Source organism: uncultured Pseudacidovorax sp. (genome assembly GCF_913773995.1).
GTDB lineage: Bacteria > Pseudomonadota > Gammaproteobacteria > Burkholderiales > Burkholderiaceae_C > Xenophilus.
Map to the genome: position 1 here is coordinate 1 of NZ_CAJYES010000106.1, position 17,031 is coordinate 17,031.

The 17,031-nt window shown below is 71.5% G+C and carries 18 protein-coding genes and 1 pseudogene; 6 read left to right on the forward strand and 13 right to left on the reverse strand.

Annotated features, from left to right (window positions below):
- The 4 genes from QZ772_RS09135 to QZ772_RS09150 form a co-directional block, all read left to right on the forward strand.
- Positions 1-901, forward strand: a 901-nt coding sequence (locus QZ772_RS09135; RefSeq protein ID WP_295524995.1) for an ATP-binding protein, incomplete at its 5' end; no start/stop codon positions are given.
- A gap of 31 nt (positions 902-932) precedes the next feature.
- Positions 933-1,595, forward strand: coding sequence for a response regulator (locus QZ772_RS09140; protein ID WP_295524998.1), 663 nt, complete (start codon positions 933-935; stop codon positions 1,593-1,595).
- Positions 1,596-1,707: 112 nt separating this feature from the next.
- Positions 1,708-2,256 (forward strand): heme-binding protein, encoded by a 549-nt coding sequence (locus QZ772_RS09145; protein ID WP_295525001.1) that lies wholly within the window; start codon positions 1,708-1,710, stop codon positions 2,254-2,256.
- Positions 2,257-2,263: 7 nt separating this feature from the next.
- A complete protein-coding gene (locus QZ772_RS09150) occupies positions 2,264-2,968 on the forward strand; it encodes an ankyrin repeat domain-containing protein (RefSeq protein WP_295525040.1) in 705 nt (234 codons plus the stop codon).
- A gap of 18 nt (positions 2,969-2,986) precedes the next feature.
- Here QZ772_RS09150 and pufC read toward each other — a convergent pair whose 3' ends face one another.
- From pufC to QZ772_RS09210, 12 genes are all read right to left on the reverse strand, one after another.
- Complete coding sequence (gene pufC / locus QZ772_RS09155; RefSeq protein WP_295525004.1) at positions 2,987-4,093, reverse strand: photosynthetic reaction center cytochrome PufC; 1,107 nt, start codon at positions 4,091-4,093, stop codon at positions 2,987-2,989.
- Complete coding sequence (gene pufM / locus QZ772_RS09160; RefSeq protein ID WP_295525007.1) at positions 4,090-5,064, reverse strand: photosynthetic reaction center subunit M; 975 nt, start codon at positions 5,062-5,064, stop codon at positions 4,090-4,092. The genes pufC and pufM overlap by 4 nt, the downstream gene beginning before the upstream one ends.
- 21 nt (positions 5,065-5,085) lie before the next feature.
- Positions 5,086-5,910, reverse strand: coding sequence for a photosynthetic reaction center subunit L (gene pufL / locus QZ772_RS09165; RefSeq protein WP_295525010.1), 825 nt, complete (start codon positions 5,908-5,910; stop codon positions 5,086-5,088).
- Between the two features lie 108 nt (positions 5,911-6,018).
- Positions 6,019-6,216, reverse strand: coding sequence for a light-harvesting antenna LH1, alpha subunit (gene pufA, locus QZ772_RS09170; RefSeq protein WP_076511356.1), 198 nt, complete (start codon positions 6,214-6,216; stop codon positions 6,019-6,021).
- 11 nt (positions 6,217-6,227) lie between these two features.
- The gene (locus tag QZ772_RS09175) at positions 6,228-6,449 is read right to left on the reverse strand and encodes a hypothetical protein (protein WP_295525015.1); all 222 of its coding nucleotides are present in this window, start codon (positions 6,447-6,449) and stop codon (positions 6,228-6,230) included.
- Between the two features lie 39 nt (positions 6,450-6,488).
- A complete protein-coding gene (pufB, locus tag QZ772_RS09180) occupies positions 6,489-6,638 on the reverse strand; it encodes a light-harvesting antenna LH1, beta subunit (RefSeq protein ID WP_076511410.1) in 150 nt (49 codons plus the stop codon).
- A gap of 106 nt (positions 6,639-6,744) precedes the next feature.
- Positions 6,745-8,229 carry a chlorophyllide a reductase subunit Z gene (bchZ, locus tag QZ772_RS09185; RefSeq protein ID WP_295525017.1) on the reverse strand — a complete coding sequence of 495 codons (1,485 nt, stop codon included), beginning with the start codon at positions 8,227-8,229 and terminating at the stop codon, positions 6,745-6,747.
- Positions 8,226-9,716 (reverse strand): chlorophyllide a reductase subunit Y, encoded by a 1,491-nt coding sequence (gene bchY / locus QZ772_RS09190; protein WP_295525019.1) that lies wholly within the window; start codon positions 9,714-9,716, stop codon positions 8,226-8,228. The genes bchZ and bchY overlap by 4 nt, the downstream gene beginning before the upstream one ends.
- Position 9,717: 1 nt before the next feature.
- Entirely contained in the window at positions 9,718-10,734 is a 1,017-nt protein-coding gene (locus QZ772_RS09195; protein ID WP_295525023.1) for a chlorophyllide a reductase iron protein subunit X, read from the reverse strand.
- A complete protein-coding gene (gene bchC, locus QZ772_RS09200) occupies positions 10,734-11,684 on the reverse strand; it encodes a chlorophyll synthesis pathway protein BchC (protein ID WP_295525026.1) in 951 nt (316 codons plus the stop codon). The genes QZ772_RS09195 and bchC overlap by 1 nt, the downstream gene beginning before the upstream one ends.
- Positions 11,685-11,759: 75 nt before the next feature.
- On the reverse strand, positions 11,760-12,965 hold the full coding sequence (locus tag QZ772_RS09205; protein WP_295525029.1) for a methyltransferase: 1,206 nt from the start codon (positions 12,963-12,965) through the stop codon (positions 11,760-11,762).
- Complete coding sequence (locus tag QZ772_RS09210) at positions 12,962-13,849, reverse strand: polyprenyl synthetase family protein (protein ID WP_295525032.1); 888 nt, start codon at positions 13,847-13,849, stop codon at positions 12,962-12,964. The genes QZ772_RS09205 and QZ772_RS09210 overlap by 4 nt, the downstream gene beginning before the upstream one ends.
- A gap of 106 nt (positions 13,850-13,955) precedes the next feature.
- Here QZ772_RS09210 and crtD point away from each other — a divergent pair, with 106 nt between their 5' ends.
- Entirely contained in the window at positions 13,956-15,575 is a 1,620-nt protein-coding gene (gene crtD / locus QZ772_RS09215; protein WP_295525035.1) for a 1-hydroxycarotenoid 3,4-desaturase CrtD, read from the forward strand.
- On the forward strand, positions 15,572-16,489 hold the full coding sequence (locus QZ772_RS09220; protein ID WP_295525037.1) for a carotenoid 1,2-hydratase: 918 nt from the start codon (positions 15,572-15,574) through the stop codon (positions 16,487-16,489). Before crtD ends, QZ772_RS09220 begins: the two co-directional genes overlap by 4 nt.
- A 129-nt stretch (positions 16,490-16,618) precedes the next feature.
- On the opposite strand, the pseudogene QZ772_RS09225 reads toward QZ772_RS09220, so the two are convergent.
- A pseudogene (locus tag QZ772_RS09225) lies at positions 16,619-17,031 on the reverse strand (epimerase); the annotation flags it as partial.

A 17,031-nucleotide genomic window follows, 5' to 3' on the forward strand; every position in this document is an offset into this window, starting at 1 on the left:
CTTTCGCAAGACGCTGGCCTCGGCCAGCCAGCCTTTCGAGGTGGTGTCGACCCGGCGGGTGGGCTGGGCCGAACTGCCATGGGCGGCGATGGCCCTGTGGGCTGCGGCCGTCGCGGTGGCACTGGGCGTTCTGCGGGCCTGGCAGCGCCAGCGCACCGGCCGCCGGCGTGCCGAGGAGCTGCTGCGCCTGGGCCAGGTCGGCCGGCTCAACACCCTGGGCGAGCTGGCCGCCGGCATGGCGCACGAGCTCAACCAGCCGCTCACCGCCATGCTGGCCAACACGCAGGCCGCGCGCCGCCTGCTCGACGAAGACCCGCCCGAGCTGGCCACCGCCCGCGGCGCCATGACCCAGGCGGCCGAGCAGGCCCGCCGCGCCGCCGCCGTGGTCGCCCGCCTGCGCCGCGCCATCGAGCGGCCCGATGCGCAGACCGGCGAGCGCCGCGCCGTGGTCGCGCTGCAGGACGTGGTGCGCGATGCAATGCATCTGCTGGAGCCCGAATGCGCCCGCCGCCACGTCACGGTGGAGACGGCGGCCGGTACCGAGCCGGTGCGCGTGCAGGCCGACCCCGTGGCGGTGGAACAGATCGTCCACAACCTGCTGCTCAATGCGCTGCAGGCGCTGGAGACCCGGCCGGCCGATGCGCCACGACGCATCCGCATCGCCGTGCTGCGGCAGCCGGGCCAGGGCCTGCTGCAGATCCACGACAGCGGGCCGGGCATCGCGCCCGAGCTGCTGGCGCGCATCTTCCAGCCCTTCGTCAGCACGCGGCCTGGCGGGCTCGGGCTGGGCCTGAGCCTGAGCGAGACGCTGGCCACCGGCCAGGGCGGCAGCCTGGCCGCCGACAACCCGCCGGAAGGCGGTGCGCGCTTCACGCTCGCCCTGCCCTTGGCCGATGCCTGAACGCCCGCGCCCACGCCCACGCCCACCTGCCATGAATGCCTCGCCCCAATCCCCGCTGATCCACCTGATCGACGACGACGAGGCCGTGCGCGACGGCCTGGCCCTGCTCATCGGCACGGTGGGCCTGCGGGTGCAGTCCTGGGCCGATCCGCTGGCCTTCGTGGCGCAGTTCGACCGGCGAGAGATCGGCGCCATCGTGCTCGATGTGCGCATGCCCGGCATCAGCGGCCTGGCCGTGCTCGACCGGCTGATCGCCGAGGGCGTGGACCAGCCGGTGCTCATGCTCACCGGCCATGGCACCGTGGAGCTGTGCCGGCGCGCCTTCAAGTCGGGCGCGGCGGAGTTCCTGGAGAAGCCGGTGGACGACCAGCAGCTCATCGATGCGCTGCAGGCTGCCGTGCGCCAGCATGTGCGCTCCCGCGAGCGACTGCAGGGCGACCAGGCCGCACGCGAGCGCTTCGCCCAGTTGTCGCCGCGCGAGCGCGAGGTGCTCGGCTTCATCATCGAGGGCCTGACCAACAAGGAGATCGCGCGCCGGCTCGACCTCTCGCCGCGCACGGTCGAGACGCACCGTGCCAACCTCTTCGCCAAGCTGGACTGCGAGTCGCTGGCGCAGCTGATCCGGCGCTATGCGGTGCTGGTCGAGGCGCCGGCGCCCTGGCAACGACTTCACCGCGCCAACGCCGCTCCGTAGTTCTACGCAGTGGCGCGCGTAGCCGCACGAATGGGCGCGGCGCGGATGGATTTCTACAGTGGCATCACCGCCAACGAGCGGGCTTCACCGCCTCACAACACTGGAGATTTCCATGCCCATTTCGCCCACCTTCCTGACCCGCGCCTGCACCGGCGCCGCCCTGGCCACGCTCGCCAGCCTCGCCCTGGCCCAGCAGGCAGCGGCACCGGCCGCCGCTGCTGCCGCCGCACCCGCCCTGCGCACCGAGCGTGCCCTGAGCCTGCCGCTGGCCAACCAGATCGCCGCCGCCACGGTGGCCGCCTGCGCCGCCAACGGCTATGCCGTGACCGCCACCGTGGTCGACCGCGCCGGCACCGTGCGCGCCGTGCAGCGCGCCGACAACGCCGGCCCGCACACCGTGGCGGCCTCCGAGCGAAAGGCCTTCACCTCGGCCTCGGGCAAGGCACCCACCCTCGCGATGATGGAGAACGCGCAGAAGAACCCGGGCGCCGCCAATCTGGTGAACATCCCCGGCTTCCTGCTGCTGGGCGGCGGCGTGCCGATCAAGGCCGGCAACGAGGTGATTGGCGCCGTGGGTGTGGGCGGCGCGCCCGGCGGCCACCTGGACGACCAGTGCGCCAATGCCGGACTGGAATCCGTCAAGGCCCAACTCGGCGCTTGAGATGACGATGCGCTGCGGCCGCCTCGCCGCTTCCCTGTTGGCTGTGGCCGCAGCACTCTCCTTGTCTGCGGTGCCTGCATCGGCGCAGGTCGCGCCCACCGCCGCAGAGGCCGAGGCCTACACCGGCCTTTTTCGCGCCGCGCAGCGCGGCGACCTGCCGGCCCTGCGCCAGGCGCTGGCACAGGGCGCGCCGGTGAACGCCCGCGACATGCACGGCCGCACGCCGCTGCATGTGGCCGCCTTTGCCCGCCAGCCGGAGGCCATCCGCGCCCTGGCGGCAGCTGGCGCCGACCTGGGCGCCATGGACGCCGACCGCTACGACGCCGTGACCATCGCGGCCGTGGCCGACGATCTGCCGACGCTGTCACTGCTGCTGGACCTGGGCGCCTCCGCTCGCCTGGTCACCAGCCGCTATGACGGCACCGCGCTGATCGCCGCTGCGCATCTGGGGCACGACACGGTGGTGCAGCGCCTGATCCGCGCCGGCGCGCCGCTGGACCATGTCAACAACCTGCACTGGACGGCCGCCATCGAGGCCGTGGTGCTGGGCGATGGCGGCCCACGGCATCAGCGCACGCTGGCCGCGCTGATCGATGCCGGCGCCGACTTGCGGCTGGGCGACCGCCAGGGCCGCACGCCGCTGGACCTGGCGCGGGCGCGGGGCTACACGGCCATGGTGCGGATGATCGAGGCGGCGCCCAGGCGCCCCTGATCCCACGGCGCTCCGGTCTCAACGGGCCGGCATGGGCGCCGGCGCCTGGGTCGAGATCGTCGCCATCGGCGCGATCACCTTCAGGTCGGCCGCAGACATGCTGCCCCGCGCATTGCCGGGCGCCGCGATGAGCAAGCCCGGGTATTCCTTGGCCATCGGTGCGCCGTAGAGCGGCTTGTGCGCCCCCTGATGGCAGGTCGCGCAGTTGACCTTGGCCACGTCGCCGCCCGGGCCCAGGCGGTTGGCCGGGAAGTTCGCCGTCAGGGGCACCAGGAACTCGTTGTTCAACGCCCGGGTCATGCGGATGCCATGCCACGCCGTCAGCCGCAGTGGCGACGATTCGCCGCCCCAGCTCGAAAAGCTGCGCGTGTTGTGGCATTGGGTGCAGTTGACGCCCAGTGACTTGCTCATGTGCACCATGAGGCCGTAGGTCCATTCCGTCTGCTTGACCGACTGCCGGTTGCCGGTGGGCAGCGCCGTCGTGCCGCCGACGCGGATCCCGATGTCCTCCAGCAGGAAGGGCGTGAACGGGTCGGACGGCAGCGAACTCAGGTCCACCGAATCGGCCGGTGCGTTCTGCCCCGCGTGGTTGCCCGCGAAGGTGTTCATGCGCTCGTCCTGCAGCGGCTTGAACCACACCTGGGAAGGCACGTTCTGGCCGCGGTGGCAGGTGTAGCAGGTGACGCCCGTGTTGCCGACATGCGTCTTCCACTCGGTGTTGATCTTCTGCGTCATCAGCAGCATGCGGCGCGCCACCAGCTTGGTGTAGATCGAGTCGTCCGCGAAGTTGGCCGGGTTGTGGCAGGCCGCGCAGCTCTGCCCCGGCGCGACCCACGCGGTCATGGCCGTCATGGTGCGGGCAAACTCCGCCACGCTCAGGTTGCCCAGCACCTGCACGTTCTGGTAGACCTGACTGGCCCGCGGCCCGTCGGGCGAGGCGGGCGGCAGTGGCTCCGGAGCCGCGTTGAGCACTGCCGCGTCTGCCAGCGCGGCCGGGCTGTAGACCTGCACCATGGCCGTGCCGCGGGGGCCACGCTGCACGCTCTCGGGCGGCGGTTTCTCGCAGCCGGCCAGCAGGGCCGCCGCCACGAGGACCAGGCCGGCGATGGGCAGCGCGCGGCTCATCGCACACCTCCCAGCGACGCCGGGTCCATCACCGGCGGGAACACCGCCGGGTAGCTCGGCGCCACGCCATGCTTGACGGCCCACAGGAACCAGTTGTCCACCACGGTGCCGGTCAACAGGATGCCGATGCCGCCGGTGAGCGGGCACAGCACCGCAAACCACCAGGCCCAGCGGTGGATGGACTCCATGGTGGCATTGAAGCCCATGGTCCAGCGCCAGAAGAGGGCAGCGCGCTCGCTGGCCGTGCCGCGGTCGGTGATCTGCTCGATCTCGCGTTCGCCACCGAAGCGGCTCACCGCCAGGATGGTGGCGCCGTGCATCGCGAACAGCAGCGTGCTGCCGTACAGGAAGGCGATGCTCAGCATGTGGAAAGGGTTGTAGAACAGGTTGCCGTAGCGCAGCGAGAAGGCGGCCGTCCAATCGAGGTGCGGAAAGATGCCGAAGGGCACGGCCTCGCCCCAGCTGCCCATCAGCAGTGGCCGGATGAAGCCCAGCACCAGATACAGCCAGATGGCGGCGGCAAAGGCCCAGGCCACGTGCGTGCCCATGCCCAGCGCACGGGCGCGCCGGTACATGCGCACCCACCACAGCAGGATCGACAGCGTGAGGAAGAAGCCGGCCATCAGCCACCAGCCGCCCTCGTTGAGCGGTGGCCAGCGCAGGCCGTAGCCGGGGGGCGGCGGCTCGAGCGCGAGCCAGGGCAGCTGGCGCACGAACTGGATCGGGTTCCAGTGCACCGAGGCCAGCATGTTCAGCCCGATGATCTCGATGGCGATGAAGCCGCACAGCAGCGAGCACAGGCCCAGATAGCCCAGGTAAAGCGGCCCCAGTTGTGCATCGCCGAGCCGGCCGAACAGGTGCACATGCCTGGGCGTGCCGACGCGCTCGCGGTCCTTGGCGCCGAGCGAAACGCCCGGATAGGCGGGGGCGACCACCTGTACGCTGGTGAAGAGGTTCTGGTATTCGGCCATGGCGTCTGCCTCCTGTGTCGCTCAGTTCCAGACCGGCAGCCGCAGCCACCAGCTCCACCACTCGGGCCAGCCGCGGGTCCAGAACGGGCCGCTGACGACGATGCAGACGGCGCTCCAGAAGCCGGCAGACAGCGCCAGGAACAGGCCCAGCCGGTGGATGCCCAGCGTGCCGATCGAATAGCCGATGGCATCGCGGAAGAAGGTGTTCTCGTGCTCGGCGGTCTTGACCGTCTCGCCCGGCGCGGGGTTGGTGGCCGACAGCACCAGGGCCCCGTGCAGCGACAGCGCGAAGGTGGTGGCGAAGAAGAAGCTCACCGCCAGCATGTGCGCCGGGTTGTAGTGGAAGTGCAGGTACTGGTAGCCGGTGTTCGACACCCAGTCCAGGTGGCTCATGATTCCGTAGGGAAAGCCATGACCCCATGCGCCCATCAGCAGCGGCCGGATGACCACCAGCGTCACATAGGCCAGGATGGCGAAGCCGAAGGCCACGGGCACGTGCAGGCCCATGCCGAGCTTGCGGCAGATCTCGACCTCGCGCAGCGCCCAGCTCAAGAAGGCGCCCACCGCACAGAAGGTGATGATCTGCCAGAGCCCGCCCTGCAGCAGCGGCGCCAGGCTCAGGCCGTAGCTCAGGTCAGGCGGCGCGATGTTGATCTGCCAGAGGTTCCAGGTGGGCCCCTGCGAGGCGCCCCAGACGATCAGCAGCGTGCCGACCAGCGAGAAGAAGATCGTCGTCACGCCGAAGAAGCCGACGTAGAAGGGCCCGACCCAGAAGTCGAACAGGTCGCCTCCGAGCAGGGTGCCACCGCGGACGCGGTACTTGCGCTCAAAGTTCAGCATGGCCATGGCAGCGACCTCCGGAACCGGGGAATGGGGCGAGCCGCCACGCGGCGTGGGGCTCGGAAAGCGGCACGGACGGGACATGCCGGCGGGGCCGGCATGTCCCGCCGGACGCTACTTGGCGGGTGCCGCCGGCACCGCCGCCGGCATCGACGAGTTCTGGCTGACCACGGCGGTGCGGGGACCGTCGAGCCAGTTGAACTTGTTGGTGCTCAGCAGGATGAAGTGGATGAGCAACGCCAGCACGAACAGGAAGGCCGCAAGGGCCACCAGTGCGCGTCGTGGGTCGAACAGCAACCAAATTTTCCACATGCTTCTTACTCCTAGTTGAGGTGCGACATGAAGGTGTAGACCCCTGCCCGCACGCTCTTGAACATCGAGGTTTCGCTCTCCGCACCGGGAAACCAGTTGCGCCATTTCAGAAACAGGATCTGCCCCGCCAGCGCCACCGCCAGCACGAACACGAAGCTGATCAGAAACAGGGCTCCATCGCTCTTGCCGTGCAGGGTCTGCGGACCTGCCGACGCAGTCATGTAGTCATTCATGGCACGTCACTCCTGGTGCGTCAGTCCGTCGGTTTCAGCTCACAGCCAGGGACGCCACATCCACACGAGCACATGGGCAATCACGGCGACGACCGTGAAGCCGATGAAGCTGCTCATGAAGATGCCGTGGAACTCCCTGGCCTCACCTTCGGTCAGCCCGGACAACGAGCCTTTCCTTTCTTCAGCCATCTGGATCACTCCTTCAACTTCGGCCTTGCGGCCATCACCGCGCAGCTCCCGCGCGGCAGGGAACACCGGTGCGGCAGGCACGCAGGCGTCGAAGGGCTCGGCGTGCTCATGCGAGCGCTCCGAGCGCAGCCGCGACGATCTGCCGCGCCTGCCCCTCCAGGTGTTCGGGTCGGACCACCACGCTGCCGGCCTGGCGGGCGCGCTGCTCGGCCGCGTCGCGCAGGCGCCGGGCGGCCGAGATGCGCACCAGTACCGGCTGCGCCTCGAGCAGTTCGTCGAGCAGCTCGCGCGCCGGGGGCGTCCAGGCCAGCTCGGCCACGGCCCGCGCGGGGGTCGCGTCGGTGCGGTCCATGTCGGTGGCCAGCGGCAGGATGTGGAAGAGCGCATCGAACAGCGCGTTGCACACCTCCTGCACCAGCCAGGTGGCGCCGGCATAGCCCATGAAGGGCGTGCCCGTGGCACGACGGATCAGCGCACCGGGAAAGCTCGCGGCAATGAAGCTGGGTCGCATCGGTCCCTGGGCCGCGCATTCGGCCAGGTAGATGCGCTCGTTGATGCTGCCCAGCAGCACCAGCGGCGCCTTGGTGCGCACCAGCTCGCGCACGGCCGCGTTGTCGGTCTTGCTGCCGGGCTTGCGCGCCACGGCGAACTGGCAGGGCAGGCCCAGCTCGTCTTCCAGGAAGTGGCGCACGCCCCGGCTGTAGGTTTCGCTGGCGACGATGCCGAAGGAGGCGGTGGCGAAGAAGTCCTGCGTCACCGAGCGCCACAGGTCCCAGATCGGCTTGATGGTGGTGTGCTTCTCGCGCTCGATGAAGGGTTCCGGGTCCAGCCCCAGCAGCCGGCCCAGCTCGCGCAGGAAGGCGGTGGTGCTGTGCAGGCCGATGGGCGCCTGCAGGTAGGGCCGCTCCAGCGCCTCGCACAGCAGTCGGCCGAACTCGCGGTAGAGGCAGATGTTGACGTCGGCGTCCACCAGCATCTGCACGTCGGCCACATGGCTGCCGAGCGGGAACACCATGTTCACCTCGGCGCCGATGCCTTCGACCAGACGCCGGATCTCGTGCACGTCGCTCGCGCTGTTGAACACGCCGTAGCTGGGGCCGATGAGATTGACGCGCGGCTTCTCGCCGGCGGGACGCTGGTCCAGCGGCGTGCGTACCGGCACCTTGCGCAGGCCGTGCTCGGCCCACAGCCAGTAGATGGCGCGGTTGGCGCACTGCCACTGGTCCTCGTCGATGGTGCGCGGCAGGAAGCGCGCGATGGTCGTGCCCTCGGGTGTCACGCCGCCGCCGATCATCTCGGCGATGGAGCCGGTGACCACCACCGACGGCAGGTCGGGGTCGAGCACCGCATGGGCTCGCTTCATCGACGCCTCGGTGCCTTCGCGGCCCAGCTGCTCCTCGGCCAGGCCGGTGACGATGATGGGCAGCTCGTGCGGTGGCAGCGCGTCGGTGTAGTGCAGCACCGAGGTCACCGGCAGGTTCTCGCAACCCACCGGGCCGTCGATGATGACCTGCAGGCCCTTGATGGCCGTGAAGACATAGACGGCGCCCCAGTAGCCGCCCGCCCGGTCGTGGTCGAGGACGAAGCTCATGGCAGGCTCTGCGCGTTGCGCTGCTTCATGATCTTGATCACCTGCCGGCGCGTCTGCGCGCGGAACTCGGGCCGCAGCACGGGCGTGTCGCTCCAGATGCCGGCGCGGTCGCCCTGGCCGGTGTCGCCGAAGAATGCGCGCATGGTGTCGAAGCGCGCCTGGTTGGCGATGGCACCGTTGACCACCTGCGCCAGCGAGCCGGCACCGGCCATGCCCATCAGCGGCCGGGCCGAGACGAGGTTGGTGAAGTAGAGGGCCGGCACCGCCAGCTCCTTGCAGGCCTGTACCAGCGGCGTGGTGCCGATGGCCAGCTGCGGCCGGTGACGCTCGACGGCCGCCAGGTCCTGCTCGAGCGAGGCGCGGTACTGCACCTCGGTGCCGCGGGCCTCCAGCCAGAGCCGGTCGACCTCGGACCACGGCGTGCGCGGGCAGGCCGTGCCCACATAGGGCACGCGGGCGCCGCTTTCGACCAGCAGGCGCGCCACCAGCAATTCGGAGCCTTCGTAGCCGCTCACGGTGACGGTGCCGTCCACGCGGGCCTTGGCCAGCGCGCCGCGGATCATGGGCTCGAACTGCGCCACGGCCTGCTCGACCCGGGCGGACGGCACCTCGGCCGACTCGCCGATGGCCCGCAGCCAGGCCGCGGTGCCTTCGGCGCCCACCGGCGCCGAGCCCACCACGGGCCGGCCCGCTGCCTGCAGTTCGCGGATGCTCGCGGTGTAGAAGGGATGCATGGCCGCGGCCACGCTGCAGTCGAGCGCCGCATACAGCTCGCGCCATTCGCGCGTGGGCACCGTGGGCCCGGCCTTGAGGCCCAGCGGTGCCAGCAGCATGCCGACCACCATCGGGTCGGCCGGGAACAGCTCGCCCAGCAGCGTCACGGTGCGGGCCTGGTCCAGCCCCTGCTCGCGCCAGCCGCGCGGCGCGGCCACCGTTCCGGCCTCGGCCTCGGCGCGGGCGTAGCGCAGCATGGCGCCGGCCAGCACGTCCTTGGCCTCGGCATGGGTGGGCACACCGAAGCCCGGCACGTCCACCCCAATGATGCGCACGCCGTCGATGGCCTTGGGCAGCAGCTGCAGCGGCACGCCGCTGGCCGAGGGGACGCACAGGTTGATGACGACCAGCGCATCGAGCAATGCCGGATCGGCCTGCGCATGCACCGCCTCGCGGATGTCCTCGAAGAGCTTGCCAGTCACCAGCGATTCGCTGTCGAAGGGCACATAGCCCACGCTGCGGCGAGCGCCATAGAAATGGGAGGTGAAGGTCAGCCCATACACGCAGCAGGCCGAGCCGCTCAGGATGGTGGCGGTGCGCCGCATGCGCAGCCCCACGCGCAGCGCTCCGAAGGCCGGGCACATGCTCTGCGGCTGGTCGTGCGGGCCCTTCGGATAGTCCTGCGCATAGCCTGCCAGCGTCTGCCGCACCGGCTCCGGCATGGCGGCGGTGCGAGCCTGCAGCTGTTCGGCGGTGGCGTGGCAGTCGGACATGTCAGACCGCGTCGTAGACCACTTCTAGCGAGGGCTGCTTGATCGCACTCGGCCCCACCATGTCGGCCAGCGTGGCGGGCTCCATGACGAAGTCGCGGCCCGTGGTCTCGGCGCTGAACAGGCCCAGCAGCTGGTCCTGCGTGAGCGGGCGCGGGCGCACGGGTGGCGCCTCGGCCACCTGCGTCGCCAGGCCTTCGAACAGGCTCGCCCAGGCGGTGCCGGGGCGGCCGATGATCTCGTAACTGGCGCTCTTGCGGCGGATGTCGTCGTGCGCCGGGATGGCCGCCAGCACCGGCACGCCGGCCTGTGCCGCGAAGGCCGCGGCCTCGCCGGTGCCGTCGTCCTTGTTGATGACGATGCCGGCCACGCCCACGTTGCCGCCGAGCTTGCGGAAGTACTCCACCGCCGAGCAGACGTTGTTGGCCACGTACAGGGACTGCAGGTCGTTGCTGCCCACCACGATCACCTTCTGGCACATGTCGCGAGCAATCGGCAGGCCGAAGCCGCCGCACACCACGTCGCCCAGGAAGTCCAGCAGCACGAAGTCGAAGCCCCAGTCGTGGAAGCCCAGCTTCTCCAGCGTCTCGAAGCCGTGGATGATCCCGCGCCCGCCGCAGCCGCGGCCCACCTCGGGGCCGCCCAGCTCCATCGCATAGACGCCGTCGCGCTTGAAGCACACGTCACCGATGGCCACCGCCTCACCGGCCAGCTTCTTCCTGCTGCTGGTCTCGATGATGGTCGGGCAGGCCTTGCCGCCGAACAGCAGGCTGGTGGTGTCGCTCTTGGGGTCGCAGCCGATGAGCAGCACCTTCTTGCCCTGCTGGGCCAGCATGTAGCTGAGGTTGGCCAGCGTGAAGCTCTTGCCGATGCCGCCCTTGCCGTAGATCGCGATGATCTGCGTGGTCTTGGCGGCGGGCCCCGTGGCGACGGGATCGGGCTCGATGGCCGCCTCGCCGCGCAGGATCTCGGCCTGGGACTGGAAGCGCAGCGTCGCTTCGCCGTTCAGGATGGCATTCATCAGTGGCTTCTCCAGTCCAGGACCATCTTCAGGCAGGCGGCATCGCCGAAGGCCTGGCCATAAGCCATGCCGGCATCGGCGGCGGGCAGCACATGGGTGAGCAGGCCGTCGAGCGTCAGCCGCCCGTCCTCCAGCAGCATCACCACGGCCGCCAGGTCGGCGGGCTTCCATTCGGCGGCCACGCGCACGCGGGCCTCACGCATGAAGGCAGGCACGAAGTTCAGCGACAGCGGCCGCGCATAGAAGCCGGCCAGCACCACCTCGCCCCTCGGGGCCAGGCGGCCGATCAGCGTGTCGAGCAGGTCGGCGTCGCCCGAGACGTCGTAGATGGCGCCGTAGTCGCGGCGCGTGTCCTCGTCCGGGTGCAGCACCTGGTAGCCCTGGGCGCCAGCGCGACGCTGCGGGTCGGTCTCCCACACCCGCACGTCGGGGTTGCCGGCCGCGACGCTCAGGCGCGCCAGCAGGCGGCCCAGCACGCCATGGCCCACGATCAGGTCGGGCGGCTGATGGGGCGCGCCGCGGCCACCGTCGGCCACGGCGTGGTAGGCGGTGGCGGCCAATGCCATCAGCACCGCTTCGGCACCCAGGCCGCCCGGCACGGGCACGGCCTTGGCCGCCGGCACCACCAGGCGCGAGGCGGAGGCGCCGAACAGGCCGCGCACCTCGCCATAGCAGCGTGCACCCGGCACGAAGACGCGCTCGCCCACCCGGCTTGCGCCCGCAGGACCCGTGGCCAGCACGCGGCCCACGGCCTCGTAGCCCGGCACGAGCGGATAGCCCATGCCCGGGAACATGGGCATCTCGCCGCGCCACAGCAGCCGCTCGGTGCCGGTGCTGATGCCGCTCCATTCCACGCCGACGACCACCTCGTCGTCCTGCGGCTGGGGCAGCGGCAGGTCGCGCAGGCTGAGCCGCTCCGGCGCGTCGAGCACGACCGCCCGCGTGTTCATGGGCGGACTCCAGCGCGTGGGCGGGAAGGCGACGGCGATGTCATGAGAGTCATAGTAAGTAGACATCCTTGGATGTCAACTCTGATTTACACCCGGAGCGCTGGAATCGTCTGCCGTGGCGACGATCAGCCCGCTCTGCAGCGGCATGGGCGTCGGTCGCACTTCGACGCCCGTGAACCCGCTGTCGCACAGCAAGGCCCGCAGTTGCGCAGGCGTGCGGGCATGGCCGCTGCCCATGGCCCACAGGTACATGCCGAAATAGGCGGCGCCGACGTTGCGCGCACCGGGGGCCTCGGCCATCGGCTCGGCGATCAGCAGCCGCCCGCCCACAGGCAGTGCCGCGCGGACGGCCTTCAGCAGGCGCAGCGCGGCGTCGTCGTCGTGGTCGTGCAGCACCCGCACCAGGCTCACCACGTCGCAGCCGGTGGGCAGCGCATCGCGCAGGAAGTCGCCGCCGGTGGCCGTGCACCGGACGGCCAGGCCTTCGCGCGCGAAGCGCGCCTCGGCACGCCGCACCACCGCCGGCAGGTCGAAGACCTGCACCCGCAGCGAGGGCGACGCCAGCGCCAGGCAGCTGGCCAGCGCGCCTTCGCCGCCGCCCACGTCCAGCCAGCGCCGGTGGCCGCGCACGCGATAGGCCTGCAGCAACTGAGCCGCGACGAAGGGCACCGAGCTGGCCATGAGGCGCGAGTAGGCATCGACCTGCGCATCGGCCAGCTGCGACGGGTCTGCGGCGCGGGCGTAGGGCCACATCGCCGACAGCGCGCCGCCGGCCGTGCGGGCGCCCGGCGTCTGCCGCAGCAGCGCGACCGGATCGACCATGTCCCGGTACAACGCCTCGTGGTGCTCCACCATGGCCGCCAGACCGGCATTGCCGACCATCGGCGCGCCGAGGGCCCCCAAGCCGTAGCGGTCGTTCCTGCGATGCTCGATCAGGTCGAGGGCGCAGGCGGCCTCCAGCAGCCGCTGCATCGCCGGCAGCGGCAGCGCGGTGGCGGCGGCCAGGTCATCGGCCGACCGGGGACCGTGCTGCGCCAGCCGCTCGAACAGGTCCAGCCGCACGCAGGCCAGCAGCACCTGGCTGTAGACGAAGCCCGAGACGAGGTCGAACAGCCGCGCGGCGCGCCGCCGGGCCACCCAGCGCGTCGGCGCGAAGCGTTCCGCCCACTGCCGGAAGGCAGAGCTGGCCAGCAGCCGGTCGCGCAGGCGCAGCCATGCGTCCTGCCAGTGGGCCGACCCGCCGTCCGCGGCGCGGTCCGGCACGCCCCCGACCGCCGTCATGCCCCCACCGGCAGCGGTCGGCGCGCCACGCTGCGCACGGCGCCGGGCAGAAGGCGCTCGGCCTGCAGCGCGATGAGCCGGCGCAGCCCCTGGGCGCCCGCACAGGGCGGCACCCGCGCCTGCGTGACCGCGACCAGCCGCTCGAACTCGACCAGCGCGCCTTCCAGGCCCAGGGCACGCGCCATGCTGGGCCGGTCGAGCCGGGTGTCCTGCCCGGTCGGCTTGCCCAACGCCTGGGCATCCCCCAGCATGTCGCGGATGTCGTCGGCCACCTGGTAGGCCTGGCCGAGCTGCTGGCCCATCGCGCGCCACGGCTCGGGATCGGCCCCGGCGGCCTGCGCGCCGGCCATGGTGGCGGCCGCGAAGAGAGCCCCCGTCTTGGCCTGCAGGTAGTCGTCCAGCGCCACCTGGGGCTCGCATTCCCAGCTCTGGCCGGCGCAGATGCCGTGCGGCATGCCCACGCCCTGGGCGATGGTCTGCAGCAGACCCGGCAGCCGCAGCGGCTGCCGGGCCGCACCAAGGGCCAGGGCCTGGAAGGCCAGCACGATCAGGCCGTCGCCGGCCAGCACCGCGAGCCGCTCTCCATAGACGGCATGGGTGGACGGCTGCCCGCGGCGCACCGCCGCATCGTCGAAGCAGGGCAGGTCGTCATGCACGAGCGAGGCGCAATGCAGGAGCTCGATCGCCGAGGCGGCCGCATCGGCCAGCGTCGGCGTGTCGTCGCCGCAGGCCTGCGCCACGGCCAGCACCAGCTGGGGCCGCACGCGCGCACCACCCGGAAACACGGCATGGCGCATGGCGGCAGCCAGGCGCGGCGGATGGCCGGGCGCCATGCAGGCGTCGAGGCTGGCGCGCAGCGCGGATTCGATGCGGTCGAAAGGCATGCGTGGACTCCTGGTGGCGCGAGGGCTGCGGACATCGCCACAGTCGTCACTTATGCAATACATTCTTTTATGTCAATCAGCGTAGACACATCGGAGTTCAGCGTCAATGCACAACGACCCGTCCTCCCGACGCAGCGCCACGGGTCGCGTAACCGGCGCTGCCCGCGCCGTGGTGGTGGGTGCGGGCGCGGGCGGGCTCAGCGCCGCCGCCGTGCTGGCCCATGCCGGGCTGGACGTGACGGTGCTCGACCGCGCCCCCGGCCCGGGCGGCAAGGCCTGCATCCGCCAAGTGGGCCCGCATCGCCTGGATGCCGGGCCGACGGTGCTGACCATGCGCTGGGTGTTCGAGCAGCTGTTCGACACCCTCGGCCACTCGCTCGCCCCGCGGCTCGCGCTCACGCCCTGCAGCGTGCTGGCCCGCCATGCCTGGGGACCCGAGGCCAGCGACCGTCTGGACCTGCTGGCCGATCTGCAGGCCAGCACCGACGCCATCGGCGCCTTCAGCGGCGCGGCCGAGGCGCGGCGCTACCTTGCCTTCTGCGCCCAGGCGCAGGCCTCGTACGAAGCACTGGAGTCGACCTTCATCGCCGCCAGCCGGCCCACGCCACTGGGGCTGACCACGCGCATGCTGCGCCGCGGCCTGTCGGGCGCGCGGGCGCTGTCGCGCATCCAGCCCTTCCAGACGCTGTGGCAGGCACTGGGCGGCCATTTCCACGATCCGCGGCTGCGCCAGCTCTTCGGCCGCTACGCCACCTACTGCGGCTCGTCGCCCTTCGACGCGCCGGCCACGCTGATGCTGGTGGCCCATGTGGAGCGCGAGGCCGTGTGGCAGGTCGAAGGCGGCATGCACCGCGTGGCCGAGGTGCTGGCCGACGCGGCACGCGAGCAGGGCGCGCAGTTGCGCTTCGGCTTCGAGGTGCGCGAGATCACCGTGCGCGGCGGACGGGCGAGCGGCGTGCGTCTGGCCGATGGCGAAGTGCTGCCGGCCGACATCGTCGTCTTCAACGGCGATTCCGACGCGCTGGCGCAGGGACTGCTCGGCGGCGGCGTGCGCGTGGCCACGGGCGCCGGGCCACTGCGCCCGGCCGAGCGCTCGCTGTCGGCCGTCACCTGGCACCAGGTGGCCAGGGTCGAAGGCTTTGCGCTGTCGCACCACAACGTGTTCTTCAGCGACCCCGCCCACGACGGCTACCGGCGCGAGTTCGACGCCCTGCAGGCCGGCCGCCTGCCCGCATCGCCCACCGTCTACCTGTGCGCCCAGGACCGGCTCGCCACGCCTGACGCGCAGGCGCCGACCGGCCCCGAGCGCCTGATGCTGCTGGTCAATGCACCGGCCCGCGCCGACACGCATCCCCTCGACGAGAAGGAGTTGAAGTCATGCGAACAGCAGATCCGACATCGGTTGGCGCAGGCCGGCCTCACACTCCAGCCTGGTCCGTGGACGACCGAGCGCACGACGCCGACCCAGTTCGCGGCGGCCTACCCCGGTTCGGCGGGCGCACTCTATGGTCGGGCGAGCCAGGGCTGGCAGGCGACCTTCCAGCGGCCGGCCCAGCGCAGCGCGGTGCCGGGCCTGTACCTCGCGGGTGGGAGCGTGCATCCCGGACCGGGGGTGCCGATGGCCTCACTGTCGGGCCAACTGGCGGCGCGGCAGATCCTCGAGGACCTGGCTTCGACCTCGCGGTCCCGCCGGGGGGCTACGCGTGGTGGTACGTCGACGCGATGAGCGACCCGCTGCGGGACGGCAGCACCTGGGCCCTGAGCCTGATCGCCTTCATCGGCAGCGTGTTCTCGCCCTACTACGCCTGGCAGCGCCGCCGCTGGGGCGACGACCAGGCGCTGGCCGAGGACCATGTAGCGGTCAACGTGTCGCTCTACCACCGCGCGCCTGGGGCCCGCGGCTTCGGCAAGTGGTGGACCATGACCGAGCGCGGCCACCATGCCCTGGCGCGTGATCGCGACGCCCTGCGCATCGGCCCCAGCCGCCTGGCCTGGATGGAGGACGGCGCGCTGCAGGTGCTGCTCGACGAACGGACCGCGCCCTGGCCGCGGCCCGTGCGCGGGCGCCTGACGCTGCGGCCGCGTGCGCAGCCGGCGCGGGCCTTCCGTCTGCAGCAGGGCGGCCTGCACCACTGGCAACCCATCGCGCCGTCGGCCCGCATCGAGGTCGACCTGCAGGCGCCGGCCACGCGGTGGGAGGGCGAGGCGTACATGGACAGCAACTGGGGCCGTCGCCCGCTGGCCCGCGACTTCGCCCGCTGGCACTGGGCACGCCGCTGCGACCCTGGCGCCGGCTGCCGCGTGGTCTATGCACTGGAGCCGCTGGCCGGCGAGGCATCGGCGCTGGACCTGCAGATCGACGGGCGCGGCAGCGTCACCGCGCACACGGCGCCGCCGCGCTGCGACCTGCCCACGAGCGGCTGGGGCTTGCACCGGCAGACCTGCGCAGACCCGCGTCACCGGCCCGTGCTGTCGGCCACGCTCGAGTCCGGCCCCTTCTACTGTCGCAGCCTGCTGGACGACGCCCAGGGCGGCGCGCCATGGATGCACGAGACGCTGGACCTGCGGCGCTTCCGGCATCCGCTGGTGCAGGCGATGCTGCCCTTTCGCATGCCGCGGCGGAGCCGTCACGCGGGCTGAGGCCATCGGCCCCGGACGGGCAATGGCAATCAGCCAACCGTTCGCCCTGAGCTTGCCGAAAGGCTTCGATCCGCGTGTGCGCTGGCTTCGACAAGCGCAGCCCGAACGGACCTGGGTTGACGGACTGCTTCAGAACACCGCATGCGCCCCGCGCGCATCGGTCGCCTCGCCCTTGAGCAGCGCGGCGTAGTGCGCAAACAGCGTGTCGCGGCCGTTCGAAGGCGTGGCCCCGGCGTCATAGCAGGCCCGCTGGGCGTCCCACACCAGCATCGATTCGTTGGCGTAGTAACACCCGATGCGGGCAAGTTCGGCCTTGGCCGCCAGCGCTGGGACCAGCCGCGCTGCCACGCCCAGCCCGCCCGCGATGCCGTCCAGCAGCGCGGGCGGCACCTGGCGAAAGCGCGGCGGACGACCCAGCAGGGAGAACAGCGCCTCGCCCTGCTCCCGCGGCGTGATGGCAGGGCCGGGGCCGCCGATGGGCAGCACGCGGTTCCAGCGGCTGCGGTCCTGCAGGCAATCGACCAGGTAATGGGCCAGGTCGG

What these genes read in the sequence shown, in the direction of transcription:
- QZ772_RS09140 (WP_295524998.1), top strand. Translation starts at nt 933, where the DNA reads ATGAATGCCTCGCCCCAATCCCCGCTGATCCACCTGATCGACGACGAC.
- QZ772_RS09220 (WP_295525037.1), top strand. Translation starts at nt 15,572, where the DNA reads ATGAGCGACCCGCTGCGGGACGGCAGCACCTGGGCCCTGAGCCTGATC.
- bchC (WP_295525026.1), bottom strand. Translation starts at nt 11,684, where the DNA reads ATGAACACGCGGGCGGTCGTGCTCGACGCGCCGGAGCGGCTCAGCCTG.
- QZ772_RS09195 (WP_295525023.1), bottom strand. Translation starts at nt 10,734, where the DNA reads ATGAATGCCATCCTGAACGGCGAAGCGACGCTGCGCTTCCAGTCCCAG.
- bchZ (WP_295525017.1), bottom strand. Translation starts at nt 8,229, where the DNA reads ATGAGCTTCGTCCTCGACCACGACCGGGCGGGCGGCTACTGGGGCGCC.
- QZ772_RS09210 (WP_295525032.1), bottom strand. Translation starts at nt 13,849, where the DNA reads ATGCCTTTCGACCGCATCGAATCCGCGCTGCGCGCCAGCCTCGACGCC.
- pufA (WP_076511356.1), bottom strand. Translation starts at nt 6,216, where the DNA reads ATGTGGAAAATTTGGTTGCTGTTCGACCCACGACGCGCACTGGTGGCC.
- crtD (WP_295525035.1), top strand. Translation starts at nt 13,956, where the DNA reads ATGCACAACGACCCGTCCTCCCGACGCAGCGCCACGGGTCGCGTAACC.
- pufC (WP_295525004.1), bottom strand. Translation starts at nt 4,093, where the DNA reads ATGAGCCGCGCGCTGCCCATCGCCGGCCTGGTCCTCGTGGCGGCGGCC.
- QZ772_RS09150 (WP_295525040.1), top strand. Translation starts at nt 2,264, where the DNA reads ATGCGCTGCGGCCGCCTCGCCGCTTCCCTGTTGGCTGTGGCCGCAGCA.
- QZ772_RS09175 (WP_295525015.1), bottom strand. Translation starts at nt 6,449, where the DNA reads ATGAATGACTACATGACTGCGTCGGCAGGTCCGCAGACCCTGCACGGC.
- QZ772_RS09145 (WP_295525001.1), top strand. Translation starts at nt 1,708, where the DNA reads ATGCCCATTTCGCCCACCTTCCTGACCCGCGCCTGCACCGGCGCCGCC.
- bchY (WP_295525019.1), bottom strand. Translation starts at nt 9,716, where the DNA reads ATGTCCGACTGCCACGCCACCGCCGAACAGCTGCAGGCTCGCACCGCC.
- QZ772_RS09205 (WP_295525029.1), bottom strand. Translation starts at nt 12,965, where the DNA reads ATGACGGCGGTCGGGGGCGTGCCGGACCGCGCCGCGGACGGCGGGTCG.
- pufM (WP_295525007.1), bottom strand. Translation starts at nt 5,064, where the DNA reads ATGGCCGAATACCAGAACCTCTTCACCAGCGTACAGGTGGTCGCCCCC.
- pufL (WP_295525010.1), bottom strand. Translation starts at nt 5,910, where the DNA reads ATGGCCATGCTGAACTTTGAGCGCAAGTACCGCGTCCGCGGTGGCACC.
- pufB (WP_076511410.1), bottom strand. Translation starts at nt 6,638, where the DNA reads ATGGCTGAAGAAAGGAAAGGCTCGTTGTCCGGGCTGACCGAAGGTGAG.